This window comes from Peribacillus butanolivorans (assembly GCF_001273755.1).
In the GTDB taxonomy this organism is placed as follows: Bacteria; Bacillota; Bacilli; order Bacillales; family DSM-1321; genus Peribacillus; species Peribacillus butanolivorans.
This window is the reverse complement of the sequence record NZ_LGYA01000001.1, coordinates 4,365,513-4,379,513: the sequence shown is the minus strand read 5'-3', so window position 1 is coordinate 4,379,513 and position 14,001 is coordinate 4,365,513. Positions and strand designations below refer to the sequence as shown.

Sequence of the window (14,001 nt, the reverse complement as noted above, 5' to 3'; positions counted from 1 at the left end):
ATACATACTTCTTCCATGTTTAGACATCCTATACATTGGAGGTGAAAAACTTGGATAATTCAGATTCTAAAAAGGTCGAACAGAATAATAAAAATAAGCAAAGTAGTAAAGTCGGAAGTCTTGAATATACCACAGAACAACTAATGAACGGGATGAATGGAATTCAAGAAGCATATCTCACTAATATGGATGATGATGATGAAAAAGAAACACCTAATAAATAATGATTGTAAGTAAGCATAGCTATATAGTTATGCTTACTTAATTTTGTTCTTCTTTGTATGAAATCCTCCGAAATCCAAAGCGAATACGTACACTAGCTTATTGGAATAAGCTGATACTACCAAGCTAATAAAAAATTATTATGACTCGTTAATGAGAGGTTCCGATTAGATTCGGAACCTTTTTTTAGCTTTAAGGGGAACTTTCTAATTAAGAAGGATAAAACTTCGACTATAGAGAATGTATTAGTAACAAAGATCACAGGGGAAATATGCCAAAAAGGGAGTGGAGAATAGTGAGTTTCTCTTTAAATGAGGAAGATAAAATAATGGAATTCCTTGTGCAAAACAAAAGTGAGATTGAGGAACAGCTTTTGTCGGAAGCAGTCAATGTCAGAGAGAAAATTGAAGAAATCTTGTTGATTGGACATGTCGACCTTTTGAATAATGCACATAGGCTGATCCGTTATATCGTGGAGCAGAATGAGGATGATATGATTGCCTTTGCAGAAAAAGAAGGAGTAGTCTGGGCAACTTATTCCTTAACTCTCTCGTTCAAATTGGAATGGATCCAAGCTATCCGAAGAACGCTGTGGAATTTTCTTTATGAATTTGAGAAATTAAAAGATGTGTTTAACGATTCGAAAGTCTTTTTCGATTTAGAGAAAAAAGTGAACGAAAAGGTTGATGTTTTCCTTAAATCTTTTTTTATCAGTTATTCTGATTATAAAGACAAATTGATTCTAGCTCAGCAAAACTTGGTAGAAAATCTATCTGTTCCTATCATCCCAATCACTCCCTCTACCTGCGTTCTTCCGTTAATTGGATCGATCGATGAATCGCGTATGCGTATAATCGAGGAAAAGGTATTGATGGGAATAGGTAAACTGAAGATTCAAATCTTGATCCTGGATTTATCTGGTATTCTTGAAATGGAGGTTGAGATCATTAATCAATTAATGAAGATTCTTGATGGGACCTCAATGATGGGGTGTAAAGCTGTGATTACTGGATTACGCCCAGAAATTGTTACAAAAATGATTCGTGCAGGGCTTTGTTTCGATAATAAAGCAGAGATAAAGGGAACGCTACAGCAGGCCTTAAGGGATTATATGGTTGTGAGTTAAATCGTAACAGTCAAAGGTCGCCATGTAGTGGTGACTTTTTTTTGTGGGTAATATGGAATATAAAGGGAGGTTCTTTATTGCTTTTGTCGAACTGAAGTAAGTAGAAATAAATAGGAAGGAGGTATAACACATAATGTATTGCAATGTGTACTGCAAGGAAGGGAACAGTTTGGGTACTGAGTAAATCCAAGCTGTTGAAATTAACCATTTTTCAGTTGGCAGCTTTAGTTGATAAAGGAGAAACTACATCCGTTAACCTAATTCAAGAGTATATAATGAGAATTGTTAAATACAATAAAAATGGGCGAACCCTTAATTCTATTTTAGAATTAAGCCCCAGATATATACATAACCGAATGACTGGATTTAGAACAAAAAGCCTCGGCACTTTGTAGGGAATTATTGATAGAACCCGCCTAGGCTAAATAATTAATGAAAGGTATGGAAGATGATATTGTGACAGTCTTGCCGCGCAATAACCTGGATAGATTAGTAATTCTAGAACAAATGTGGGCCAATATTGTCACGCACGATGGCATGCCTGAGAAAGATAGCATGACCAGCTTACTATTGAAATGAAGAAAGGAAAATTAACAATGAATAGAAATGCATTATTCCAACTCTCTTTGGCCATGACCATATTTGGAACTGTCGGTTTTTTCTCTGAACTCACAGGCCTTCCGGCAATGGAACTGGTTTTTGTTCGTTGCATTTGTGCTGCAGTATTCTTATGTACTGCTTGGGTATTGACAGGGAATTATAAGAAAGAGATATGGAATTTCAAAGAGACACCTTTGATCATTCTCTGCGGGGGAACCAACTTATTAAACTGGATATTCCTCTTTAAATCGTTTGAATTGATATCCGTGACGATTGCTATTTCACTTTATCATTTAGCTCCTATGATTGTTCTTATTATAGGGAGCTTCATCTTTAGAGAGAAATTGACATTGTTCTCTATCGTAGCAATCTTTCTATGTTTCATAGGAACATTATTTATTATGGGAACAGATGGGTTCCGGTCATCATCTCCTGAATGGGAAGGAATTATATATGGAGTGCTTGCGGCGCTTTTCTATGCAGCTACAATGATTTTAGGAAAGAGCATTACAAAGACAAGTGTGTATGCCACCACTTCTCTTCAAATGTTTATAGGTATTCTATTACTAGTTCCGTTTATTGATTTTTCAACCTACACAGTCCTACATTCAGCGGAGTGGTTTTATGCCATTTTCACTGGTATCGTTCATACAGGAGTTGTGTACCTTTTGTTTTTTAATAGTATTCGTCACTTGCCTACAAACATAGTCTCTTTTATGATTTTTGTAGACCCGTTTGTTGCTATACTTTTAGATATCTTGATTACTGGATTTCATCCAGATTTGCTTCAATGCCTTGGAATTTTATTAATCTTCAGCGGATTGTTTTATGTACTTAAGGCTCCTAAAACCCTTACAGAATCCGAAAACAAGGTTATGTAGAAGAGTAGGGCAGACACTGTATGATTAGAGTGCAATTGAAGATAGTCACCACACAGTCATTATAGTGAGTTGCAAAAGCAGATATAATTTTTGAATAAGGGGATGAATCATGTTTAGGGTAATCTTGGAATTACTTCGCATCGTAGCTATCATTTTTATTCTTGGCAGTTTAATGGGAGCTTTAGTTAACTTAATCTATGCGAGTATGGAAATAAACGTAGATAATACTACTGGTGGATGGTTTGTTGGTGTAGCGATCTTCATTATACTTTTTGTATTCTATAGAAATCGTCTTCAATTTTCAGGGTTTTATAAAGGTAAAGGAAAAGAAAAACTCTCAAATAAAATAAGTATTTTCTTAATTTGCTTTTCAATGGTAATGATAACGATTGCTCCCTTATTTCGCTAACAGGTGCTTTACTTCAATAATGAAGGTTGCTGCGGCAGCCTTTTTCTAGTATTGGCAGGTATGAAATAGTTGGTATAAATAATGTACCAACTATGAACATTTAAGAGGAAACGTTAAGTATCAACGTTTTTATGGTAGCGTGGGATATGTGATAAATGGTTGCTGGATAGTTGATTAAGGAAAAGTCATCAATGTAAATAATTTATTGAAATTTAATCATTATCTAATCGTTAGGTATGATGATTGGTACTAAAGTAACTTATCTTAAATCTTGGAGGGGTAGTATGGTTAAATTTAGAAAGGCCACAGCAAAAGACCTAAATGAAATTGTACAAATGCTTGCGGACGATGAATTGGGGAGGACGAGAGAACGTTACGAAAATCCTCTTCCTGAAAGCTATCTAAAAGCATTTGAATCAATTGATTCAGACCTGAATAATGAATTGATTGTTGCGTGCCTTGGTGAAGAAATTGTTGGTGTTCAACAGATTACTTTTACTCCATATATTACACATCAAGGTGGTTGGAGAGCTACTATTGAAGGGGTTCGAACGGCATCTACAGAACGGGGAAAAGGGATAGGAACCAAGTTAATCCTATGGGCAATCGAGCGTGCAAAAGAGCGTGACTGTCATATTATTCAGCTAACAACTGATAAAAACCGCGAAGAAGCGCTGCATTTTTATGAACGTTTAGGATTTAAAGCGACTCATGAGGGTCTAAAAATGAAGCTTTAATTCAACTAATGGGACAATTTTTCAATAAAGAAGGTACGAACGTTTACCCTTTGTTAAAATCAATTTAATAGAGGTCGTGTTATCGCAGCCTACGGCAACTTGAAGAACCTTTTATTTGAGGGAGATTTATGAAAAAATCATATTGTTCTTGAACTAACGGGTGCTTTACTTTAAAATCGGAGCTGTCATTGCGATAGCTTTTTTTGTTGTTTGAAGTGTTTTTTTTGAAGTTCCATGTGGATTTGGAAGTCTCAAGTGAGTTTCTAAACCGTTCGTAAAAGTACATCTTAGCGAATTTTGGAACTGAATTTTTACTCTAAAAAAGACGAAGAATCTGATGGATCCAGATGATAGTGCAGATATCATTGTGGAAAGTTCACAGCCTAAAAAATATTTAAATGTAGAAGAAGTAGTAATTAATATTTTATGGGTGAGGATATATAGACAGATATCTGTCGTTTACTAACTATATGGAGAGAATAATAAGCGTGGTAGAAAAGAACATTTGCTAATGTTATCTGCAATAGACTTGGCAAATCACAGCTTGAAGGCATACAGAGGATTATCAAAGAAGCTTTTAAATAAAGCGGAATAGAAACAAGTTTTTCTAATGATACGTAATAATTTTGGAGGAAATACAAATGAAGACGATTTTTATTAACGGTACCTTTTTTACCATGGACAAGGAAAATCAAATCTTTGAAAACGGCATGATGATTGTGCAAGATGAACTCATATCCTACATCGGACCGCATTCTGAAGAGCAATTGGCAGATGCAGATCAAGTGGTCAACCTTGGCGGAAAATGGATTATGCCAGGCCTTGTGAATGCTCATTCGCATATTGTGATGACCCTTTTACGAGGGATCGGAGACGACATGTTGCTGAAGCCCTGGTTGGAAACGAAAATATGGCCGATTGAGAGCCAGTTTACAACAGAAATCGCCTCTGTAAGTACTCAGCTTGGCATTTTGGAAATGTTAAAATCAGGAACAACTACATTTTCGGATATGTTTAATCCTAATGGAATAGATGCGGGTGCTGTTATGGAGACGATAGGCGAAACAGGAATGCGCGGAGCCTTTTCCTACACGATTTTTAGCTTAGGTACGGAAAAAGAACAAAAAGCGAATCTCGTGGGGGCTGAGCAGTTTTCTAAAAACTATAAAACGTTTGCCGATGGCCGCCTGACTACCATGGTAGCGCCACATAGCCCGTATGCTTGTACGCCTGAGGCGATTGTTGAGAGTGCACGGATTGCTAAAGAGAATGATTTGATGGTGCACATTCACGTTTCGGAAACGGATTTTGAGATTCTGGACATTGAAAAGCGATACGGATTTCGTCCTGTCGAGCACCTTCGCCGTTTAGGTCTCTTCGATCAACCAACCGTGATGGCCCATGGAGTGGTTCTCAACGATGAAGAGCGAGCGATATTAAAACAGCATGATGTAAGGGTTGCCCATAATCCAATTAGTAATTTGAAGCTGGGATCTGGGATTGCAGATATTGTCAGTCTTTTGGACGCCGGGATTAAAGTAGGGGTTGCAACAGATGGCGTAGCTTCCAATAACAACTTCGATATGTTCGAGGAAATGAGAACGGCTGCATTGCTTCAAAAAGGCATTTATAAAGATGCCACCAAATTCCCTGCTCAAACGGCACTGGCTATGGCAACAAGAATGGGAGCCGAAGCGATTGGCATGGGCCATACGGGTTCTTTGGAAGTAGATAAAAAAGCAGATTTCATTTCTATTTATCCTTATAATAAAGAGCATCTACAACCGCTTAGTGAAGCGTATTCGCATTTGCTTTATGCGGCACGCGGAAATGATGTATGTGATGTATACATTGATGGCAAGATGGTTGTGAAAGACGGCTGCAGCTTAACGATTGATGAAGAAAAAGTAATTGCCGAAGTGAATCGATTGCAGGGTACCCTTTCACGATAAACTAAAAAAAACCTGTAATTACCATGATGTTCAGTTTATTAAAAGTTTTATTTACCGGATATCTGATACCATATTGGAAGGGAAGTAAGATTTTAACGAACTTAAACTGATCAAAATGAACAAACGGTTGCTTTATTTCGGTAAAGGAGGTTGCTGAGGCAGCCTCTTTTCAAATGCAACTAAAGGGGTTCGCTTTAAAAAAACTATACCTCGAATAGATTGGTTGTTAGAATTTAACTAATGTTAAAGGAGGTAATGACTTGAATACCGAGCAAAAATTATTTGATGCAGTTACTAACTTAATAGAAAAAAGATACCCCGAAGGTTGGGGCGGAGCAGCAGCAATGGCTTTAGAAGACGGTTCAATACTTACAAGTGTCGCTCCTGATATAATAAACGATTCGACAAATCTGTGTATGGAAACAGGAGCTATTTTAGAGGCTCATAAATTGAATAAAAAGATTACGCATTCGATATGTGTAGTTCGTGATGATGAGAAGTCAGAGTTTAAAGTGCTTTCTCCTTGTGGAATTTGCCAAGAAAGACTATTTAATTGGGGTCCAACAGTTAAAGTAGCTGTTACTTTACCCGGACGAGACCTAACTTTTAAAACATTATCAGAAGTACAACCGTATCACTGGACAGCAGCTTATGAAGAATACAAAGAAAAATGGAATGGCAAATAAACACATATTCCCTCTAATGGAGCAATGGTTCTTTAAAGATCGTATGAAACAAAGGTAAGTTCAACGAGGATAATAAAATAACCTCAGTGTTAATAGACTAGTACTGCAGTGGTTATATACAATGCAATATGGTTAGAAATTCGTATCCAGATAGATCTGAAAAAGAGTGGCTTTCCGGCAGAATTCTTTGATACCTCGTTGTATATGCATTAAAATAGTTTAAAGTAGAGGAGAGGTGAAAGAAATGACCGAAAAGGTTTCAAGTATAATGTGGTTCAGTCTTGCATTACAAGCTCTACTTGTTCTTGCAGATCATGAGGGATTATGTAACAGTAGTAAGTTGGCAACAAAGCTTAACTCGGAGTCTGGTTTTCTTAGAAAAATATTAAGTAATTTAGTAAAAGCAGGGCTGATTCAAGCTAAGGAAGGTAGGGATGGTGGATATTCACTTGCCAAAGATCCTGATCAAATCATACTTGCCGATATTTACTCTGCAATAAAATCTGAACCTTTTGCAAAAGGCTTCCTTGATGTGAATGATAAAAAATGCTTTCAACCATCTTCTCGTGATGCTTTATGCGGCTTGAAAAATGAGATGGAGAGCTGGATTATACAAGGTCTTGAACAAAAGACGATTGCTGACTTACTATCAAAATCATAATGTAAAAAACGAAACTAATAGGGTTTCGTCTTTTATAAACTGTATTTGACATAAGAACAGTATCTGATATATACTGTTCTTGTAATAAACACAGTTAAATGGAGGTCATTATAAATGACAAAAAATACAATGAGTAAAGAAGAGTACCTAACTAAATCAAATGAAATAAATACATCACTTGAAAAGCCAAAGGTACTTACTGATACAGACTTCATTACGATAGCGAAAGAACGGAGATCAGTTCGCCAATATGATGCAGAATACGCGATGACTGAAGAAGAAATTCGTGAAATCCTGGATATTGCGATTCAAGCACCGTCTTCTTCTAACTTACAACCATGGAGATTCCTTGTCATTCAAGATAAGCAAACCCAACAAGAATTGCTACCCATCGCACATAACCAACAACAAATTGTTGATGCCTCTGCTGTCATTGCAGTTTTAGCTGATATTGAAGGTTACAAAAATGCTGAACGAATTTATGGTGAATTAGTTAATAAAGGAATTATGAAGAATGAAATCAAAGAGCCATATGTAGCTTCAATTATGCATAATTATGGTAACTTTTCTGCTGAAAAAGCTTTAAGTGTAGCAATGATTGACGGTGGCTTAGTTTCCATGCAGATCATGTTAGCTGCAAAAGCAAAAGGATACGATACAGTCCCTATGGGAGGGTTCGATGAAAACAAATTTGTGGATGCATTCAATGTACCGGAAAACTTCAAACCTGTCATGTTAATCTCCATTGGAAAAGGAATGAAAGCAGGATTTGAAAAAGTACGTTTACCACTTGATACTTTAATAACTTGGAATAAATACTAAGGTTTAATAATATACGGGTTCTGGAGCACAGATTGCATTCATTGTAATTTTTGCTTCAGAGCCCTTTTTGCGATGAACATCCAATTGGTTGCATGTTCATTATTTAATAGACTGATCAATTAAAATAAAATTTGAACGTTTGTAAATGAATTTTATTTTTCTTAGTTATTCTGGAGACTTTATTTAAAGCTGCTAACCATATTTCGTTTGAAATGTGGCTGAATGGTTTTTAAAAACAGATTTGAAAATACTATAAAACTTATTGTATAAAAAGGCAGGACTAAAATATTTCAGTTCTTAGTAAAATACTTCATTTTCTATCTCCATCTTGAAACATTCGTGAGATCGATTTAATCGCACCAAAATGCATTCCCTCATGGTATAAGCAAAAGGTTAGTAATTCTTCTACTGATGATAAAGTAAGACCTGTAGATGTTGTGTATGGTTGTTCTAACGTTGTGTTCAACCGAAATTCCAATGCTTGCTCAACCCGGTTGACTTGATTATCGAGCAATTGGATTAAGTCATAGATCGCGGGTGATTTTTGTTCTCCCCATTCACTTGGTTTAGTACCAGTAGAGAATAATTCCGTAAAGTGATTCGGCATTGTCATTTTTTCTCCAATAATATCAAAGGCGAACCTTTCTTGTACAACATATATATGTCCTAGGTTCCATTTGATATTATTATTGAATCCTACTGGAATGAAAAGTGATGTCTCATCATTCATATTTGCCACGTACCTAATAGTGTTTTCCCGAACAAACTTTAATTGTTTGAAGATGTAGTTTTTCATACTTTTTCCTCCCCAATAATAAAAGTCAAATCCAAAACGTTGGATATTCCCGGTTGCTGCGCAAATTATTGATGATTAGTGCAAAGAAAACGATCACGATAGAGCCAATTAAAACAGGCGTAATTAAATAACTCCAACTGTATGCGCCCAGCATAACAACGAGAGGGTCGGCTCCTGCTGGTGGATGCGTTGTTTTTGTTAGCATCATCACCGCAATTGCTAAGCCTACAGCTAAGCCAATTGCCCAAGGTTCATCACCAAAAAGATGATATATAGCTAAACCCACAAATGTAGAAACAAAATGGCCACCAATAATATTTCGTGGCTGTGATAATGGCGCGTTCCAAACACCAAATGCCAGTACACAGCTTGCACCAAATGGAGCCATTAACCACATGGCAGATGTCATATTTGTTAAATAAACTAGAACGAAAATGGTTAAAAATCCACCAATCAAACCTGTTACTGAGTCCTTTGCATTAACCTGTAATGGACTTCTCCCTTTTCCTTTCATTTTAGATAAATATCGTACATTAAATAAATGTTTTTCTTCTCGGCTTGCTATTTTTGTACTGTCCATCATTCACGCTCCTTTTATTCATATTTCACTTTACACGAAATAAACTAACCCGTCAAAGTATTTTTTAATGGTTAGTTAAAGTGTGTGAAAAAAAGAACCAACTCTGAAATAAGTTGGCTCTTCATTCATCATCAGACTTCCGGTGTTGAAAGCGGGCTACCTTTTTTCTGTTGCCACATATTTTCATTGAACACCATTTACGTCTTCCACTTTCATCAATATATAAAAGTACGCAGTCCGGATTAGAGCATCTCTTGAGGGAGGGAAGTTTGTTTGTTTCAATTAACGTTAAAGCGTCAAAGGCAATTAGAGACAAAAGAACATCCTCTATCTCTCCAATAGGTGAGGGTATCAGTTTTTGATTTATTAATTTATAGATGAATGGCGCTTTTTCAATCTTATTTTCTAAAAAAGAGATAAATTCATCTGGAATTGATTGTCCATCTGCTATTAATTCAAATCGCTCTCTTAAAACAGCACGCATTTCTAGAATACATAAAAATACTTGTCCGATTCTTTCTTCAATCTTTAAGAATAACCGATCATCCCAAAATGCGTTTTCCACTTTTATTACATGAAGCCACTCCAGCACATCTCTTTCCAAGAGCAATAAATCGTGCCGCTGTCCACGTTTTACTAGTTCTGTGTTCACTAAATCAAGAGAAAGATTTCCTGATATAAGTGGAAATTTATTTGTTTTAGTCATTACGTTTATCTCTCATTTCACCTTTTATTCTAACCATAAAAAAACTCATTAATAGGTTATATAATTATTATAACCTAATTTAACACAATAAAAGGTATGGTTTTCTTAAACTAAAGGATGTTTTACTTAAATAATGAGGGCTGTTGCAGCAGCCTTTTTTTGTTGTGTTCCATTAACTAGGAATGAAAGTTTTTAAAGGTAAAAATAACCTTTTATGATAAAATAAGTATAATTAGATTTTTGGGAAAATAGAAAGGGATGAATAAATGAAAAAAAAATTAGGTATTTTAACTTCAATATTTATACTATTTGTCGGATATTTTTTATTCATAAAGCCCTATAAAAATAAAACGAAGCCTATAGAAGATTTTATTCAAGTGAATCCAACAGTGAAGGTAATTACGGATGAAATGATATTTATAATGGACAATAAGCAAGATAATTTACATGATATTGATTTAAATAATGAAGAAGAAATAAGTAAATTAGCAAGAAAAGAATACGAGCAAAATAATAATGAAGAAATAATTTTTAATATGGAAGAACATTAGAAAAATATGGAGTAGATTAGATAACAAATATTTATGGTCTATTAGATCGTTCAAATCGAAGGTATTTCCTTTTTTTTGAAATGTTCATTTTGCAGGTATTTTTGCGGGCTTTCGGACAAGCTATCATTAGCCTTTCCACAATAGGTTAAATATAAGTCGCAGAAGTTCAACCCAAATAATAAAGGGGAGATTAATGATGGGTAAAAAAAACCGTAACCGCGTCAATGCACCGAAAAAAAATAATCATATTCCTGAAGAAGCCATTATAGCCGAACAAGAAGCACATGGTGAAGAATTTTCTCCGAAAAAACGAAAAAATGGTCCTGGTTCCAATACTGAATGATAGAGGAGAGTTTCTCTCTATCCTTTCTTACATTTTCCAACAACCGTTATGCCTTTAGGGCATAGCGGTATTTTTTGTAATGATTAAAAAGGTACCATGTGGTTAGTCTAGTAAAAGAACTAATTGAAAAGTTCTCTTTCAAGGTAGTGACTTTCTTGCTATCAGAGGCTTCATTCGATATCGTAAAGAAGGAACAACGTTTGAAGGGAGAAATGAAAATGAAGGCACTTGTCTTTGATAATTTTGGTGGACCAGAAGTCCTATCTATAAGAGAAATTGAGGAACCTAAACATTCAAAATCAGAAGTAATTGTTCGAATGAAAGCAATCGGCTTGAATTTTGCTGATGTATATAGAAGGAAAGGGAATTATCACTTAGTGGGTAATCCGCCATTTATTCTAGGTTATGAAGGTGCAGGAGTCATTGAATATGTTGGAGAAGATGTTCATTGTGTGAAAGTTGGCGATCGTGTCGGGTTTGCTGATGTTCCCCATGCCAACGCTGAACTAGTTTCTGTTTCTGCTGATAAGCTGTTACCGCTTCCTGATGGCATTTCTTTTGAAACTGCCGCTTCAGTTTTACTTCAAGGATTAACTGCCCAATATTTGACTCAAGACAGTTATTCAGTTAAAGAAGGAGAGACCGTCCTTGTTCATGCTGCTGCAGGTGGAGTCGGGCAATTACTGACACAAATAATCAAGATGAAGGGTGGTCAAGTTATTGGCTTAACCTCATCAAATGACAAAGCAACTGTAGCAAAACAAGCTGGTGCGGATCATGTTTTTCTTTATGAGTCAGAATGGGTAAAATCCATTAAGGATGTAACGAATGGACAAGGTGTTGATCTTGTTTATGAATCAGTTGGGAAAACTTTGCTAGACAGTTTCGAAGCAACTAAGATTAGAGGGACTGTCGTATTCTTTGGAATGGCAGGTGGGGATCCAGAGAAAATCGATCCTAGAATGTTAATGGATACTTCAAAAGCATTAATAGGAGGAGATCTCTGGAATGTATTAACTTCTCATGATGAACGGAAAAAAAGAGCAGCAGAGTTGTTTGAATGGATCATGTCTAAGAAGATCCTAATCGAAGAACCGACTCTCTTTTCCTTAGAAGACGGGGCAGACGCACATAGACTTCTAGAAAGCCGTAAAAGTACTGGGAAAATATTATTAATACCATAAAGTATTCGAGGGCTAGCTTATTTATAGGTAGTCCTCGAATACTTCTTTTTAGGCTGCTTCCATTCATTCTTTATTAATTCGTAAAGGGTTCGGCGATTCATCTCCTTATTAATAATGATATTCAGAATCTTTTTCAGTTCCTTTTTACAGACCATTTCTTTAGACCCTTAGATAAATTATTAATGGAAACCCTTACTATCACAGGGCTGGGCCCCTACTTTAAAAACAAACTGCCGACTATAACCGCTATTAACAAGGCGAACTTGCAACCTACATATTGAAAGGTAAAACCCACAGTAAGTTATTCACAATCTACAAATGGAAATCTGCAATTCACAGACTGCATTTATTATCCACAGAACCCGATGAGGGCAAAAAAAAGAGAACTGGTCAGCTCTCATGATGATTTTAAAAAAGTGATAGAACCATTAATAAAAAAGGGCAGGGGAAAACACACTGAACGAATACATTCAGTGTGAATGTTAGGAAGATGATATAGAGAGTACGTCGAGACGCTCCTTTTGAATAGCAAAGTAGGATTGAATGGTTGCCTTTTTCATTGTGAGGGAAGAATTTTGACTGGATGGAGGAACCGCATGATTGCCGAACTTGCGGATTAGTGTCATCAGCTTGTCCAACTTATCATATGTATCGTTTCTAAGGTCCGTTATAAATTCGGATGCGGTACGTTTATTATCTCTGGTCTTTTTCCTTATCCCTTCTTCGCCTTCTTCTGTCACTGTCTTCACGCGGGAGATGAGCCACTCCTCGCACCAGTTGTTCAGCACATTGTGGATGAAATCGGCTTGCTTGAGCTTGACGCGAATGGGTTCGATATGTTGATCTACTTCCAGATAATTCACTTCCCGGCCTAGAGCCTTCTCGGAGATGCTTTTATGAAAGTGGTCACGGTCAAGAAGGCTTTTGATCGATTCTGCTTGGTGAGAATACTTTGCCATCTGTTCTAACGTTTCATGGTAAATAATTGTACTTAAATAAGCGGATGCCTGTTTAGGAGCCGCAAGTAGGTGTTTATTGGCAGGAAGAGCCAGACCGAGTTTTTTAAGAGAATAGGTATAGACGAACCGTGCTAGCTTCAGCAGTTCATGTTGTATATCCATAGAAATGCCTGATTTTTTCACATCTTGAAGAAACGAACGGAATCATACGGTTTCGTCTCCTTTATTATCCGCCTTTTTCTATGAGGCAGGGGGCATTTTATTCTTAGTAATCAAGCAAAAATCCGTCTGGGTCTTCACGCATGTCGATGTACTTTTCATAACAGATGCTGTACCATTTCGTTTTGTCCATTTTCGAATTGTTATAGTTGCAGGAAACCATAAAGCCTTCATTTTCGAGACTAAGGATTATCCGCTTGATGGTCCCTTTTGACCAAAACGGCAGCTGCGTGTGCAATTGATCATATGTAGAGTAAATCCAGTCCCTTCCGTCTCTTTCCATTCCATACGCTTCTATTGTTGAGTGAAGATGTGCCAGCATCAGCGCCTTTGGTATGCCGATTGTTTCTGCTAAATAAGGGTTGAACCCCAAGCTGTAATCCTGATCCAATAACGTTTCCAATTCCATTTCTATTCCTCCTAAATGGTCTGGATTGAACCTTCCGAGTGTCTGGGATAGCTGTATCGAAAGGAACAATCTTCACTGTCTATATAAACTTTACATATGAAAAAGTAGCATCGTAGAAAAAAAAATTTAGGAATCTTATATTTTAGGAGAAAATGCTA

At 36.4% G+C, this 14,001-nt stretch carries 17 protein-coding genes; 12 read left to right on the top strand and 5 right to left on the bottom strand.

The genetic code is table 11. The annotated features are described in order from the left end of the window. Nucleotides 1-50 precede the first annotated feature (50 nt). The 9 genes from AKG34_RS28100 (at nt 51) to AKG34_RS20100 (ending at nt 8,096) form a co-directional block, all read left to right on the top strand. Nucleotides 51-224: a hypothetical protein gene (locus AKG34_RS28100; RefSeq protein ID WP_157444338.1), complete on the top strand. Its 174-nt coding sequence runs from the start codon at nt 51-53 to the stop codon at nt 222-224. A 293-nt stretch (nt 225-517) separates the two neighbouring features. Beyond that, nucleotides 518-1,348, top strand: coding sequence for an STAS domain-containing protein (locus tag AKG34_RS20140; RefSeq protein ID WP_236694978.1), 831 nt, complete (start codon nt 518-520; stop codon nt 1,346-1,348). Nucleotides 1,349-1,944: 596 nt separating this feature from the next. Continuing rightward, nucleotides 1,945-2,829: a DMT family transporter gene (locus AKG34_RS20130; RefSeq protein WP_053347749.1), complete on the top strand. Its 885-nt coding sequence runs from the start codon at nt 1,945-1,947 to the stop codon at nt 2,827-2,829. 109 nt (nt 2,830-2,938) lie between these two features. Continuing rightward, nucleotides 2,939-3,238: a hypothetical protein gene (locus AKG34_RS20125; protein ID WP_236694976.1), complete on the top strand. Its 300-nt coding sequence runs from the start codon at nt 2,939-2,941 to the stop codon at nt 3,236-3,238. A gap of 284 nt (nt 3,239-3,522) precedes the next feature. After that, nucleotides 3,523-3,975: a GNAT family N-acetyltransferase gene (locus AKG34_RS20120; protein WP_053347747.1), complete on the top strand. Its 453-nt coding sequence runs from the start codon at nt 3,523-3,525 to the stop codon at nt 3,973-3,975. Between the two features lie 623 nt (nt 3,976-4,598). Continuing rightward, a complete protein-coding gene (locus AKG34_RS20115) occupies nt 4,599-5,927 on the top strand; it encodes an amidohydrolase family protein (protein ID WP_180320484.1) in 1,329 nt (442 codons plus the stop codon). Nucleotides 5,928-6,187: 260 nt separating this feature from the next. Further along, the gene (locus AKG34_RS20110) at nt 6,188-6,613 is read left to right on the top strand and encodes a cytidine deaminase (protein WP_053347745.1); all 426 of its coding nucleotides are present in this window, start codon (nt 6,188-6,190) and stop codon (nt 6,611-6,613) included. A 244-nt stretch (nt 6,614-6,857) separates the two neighbouring features. Beyond that, nucleotides 6,858-7,274, top strand: coding sequence for an RrF2 family transcriptional regulator (locus tag AKG34_RS20105; protein ID WP_053347744.1), 417 nt, complete (start codon nt 6,858-6,860; stop codon nt 7,272-7,274). 114 nt (nt 7,275-7,388) lie between these two features. Beyond that, complete coding sequence (locus AKG34_RS20100) at nt 7,389-8,096, top strand: nitroreductase family protein (protein WP_053347743.1); 708 nt, start codon at nt 7,389-7,391, stop codon at nt 8,094-8,096. A 310-nt stretch (nt 8,097-8,406) separates the two neighbouring features. Here the strand turns inward: AKG34_RS20100 and AKG34_RS20095 are convergent, their stop codons facing one another. The 3 genes from AKG34_RS20095 to AKG34_RS20085 form a co-directional block, all read right to left on the bottom strand. Then, nucleotides 8,407-8,892 (bottom strand): DinB family protein, encoded by a 486-nt coding sequence (locus AKG34_RS20095; protein ID WP_053347742.1) that lies wholly within the window; start codon nt 8,890-8,892, stop codon nt 8,407-8,409. A gap of 25 nt (nt 8,893-8,917) precedes the next feature. Continuing rightward, on the bottom strand, nt 8,918-9,472 hold the full coding sequence (locus AKG34_RS20090; protein ID WP_053347741.1) for an HPP family protein: 555 nt from the start codon (nt 9,470-9,472) through the stop codon (nt 8,918-8,920). 121 nt (nt 9,473-9,593) lie between these two features. Continuing rightward, nucleotides 9,594-10,178, bottom strand: a complete 585-nt coding sequence (locus tag AKG34_RS20085) for a CGNR zinc finger domain-containing protein (RefSeq protein ID WP_053347740.1) — start codon at nt 10,176-10,178, stop codon at nt 9,594-9,596. 266 nt (nt 10,179-10,444) lie between these two features. On the opposite strand from AKG34_RS20085, the gene AKG34_RS20080 reads away from it, so the two are divergent. From AKG34_RS20080 to AKG34_RS20075, 3 genes are all read left to right on the top strand, one after another. After that, the gene (locus AKG34_RS20080; RefSeq protein WP_053347739.1) at nt 10,445-10,729 is read left to right on the top strand and encodes a hypothetical protein; all 285 of its coding nucleotides are present in this window, start codon (nt 10,445-10,447) and stop codon (nt 10,727-10,729) included. Between the two features lie 196 nt (nt 10,730-10,925). Continuing rightward, nucleotides 10,926-11,072 carry a protein YoyE gene (locus AKG34_RS28395; RefSeq protein WP_162878680.1) on the top strand — a complete coding sequence of 49 codons (147 nt, stop codon included), beginning with the start codon at nt 10,926-10,928 and terminating at the stop codon, nt 11,070-11,072. Nucleotides 11,073-11,290: 218 nt separating this feature from the next. Further along, complete coding sequence (locus AKG34_RS20075) at nt 11,291-12,256, top strand: quinone oxidoreductase family protein (RefSeq protein WP_053348176.1); 966 nt, start codon at nt 11,291-11,293, stop codon at nt 12,254-12,256. 482 nt (nt 12,257-12,738) lie between these two features. Here AKG34_RS20075 and AKG34_RS20070 read toward each other — a convergent pair whose 3' ends face one another. Both AKG34_RS20070 and AKG34_RS20065 read right to left on the bottom strand, forming a co-directional pair. Next, nucleotides 12,739-13,377, bottom strand: coding sequence for a hypothetical protein (locus tag AKG34_RS20070; RefSeq protein ID WP_152952322.1), 639 nt, complete (start codon nt 13,375-13,377; stop codon nt 12,739-12,741). A 103-nt stretch (nt 13,378-13,480) separates the two neighbouring features. Continuing rightward, a complete protein-coding gene (locus tag AKG34_RS20065; RefSeq protein ID WP_053347737.1) occupies nt 13,481-13,843 on the bottom strand; it encodes a hypothetical protein in 363 nt (120 codons plus the stop codon). Between the last annotated feature and the right edge of the window lie 158 nt (nt 13,844-14,001).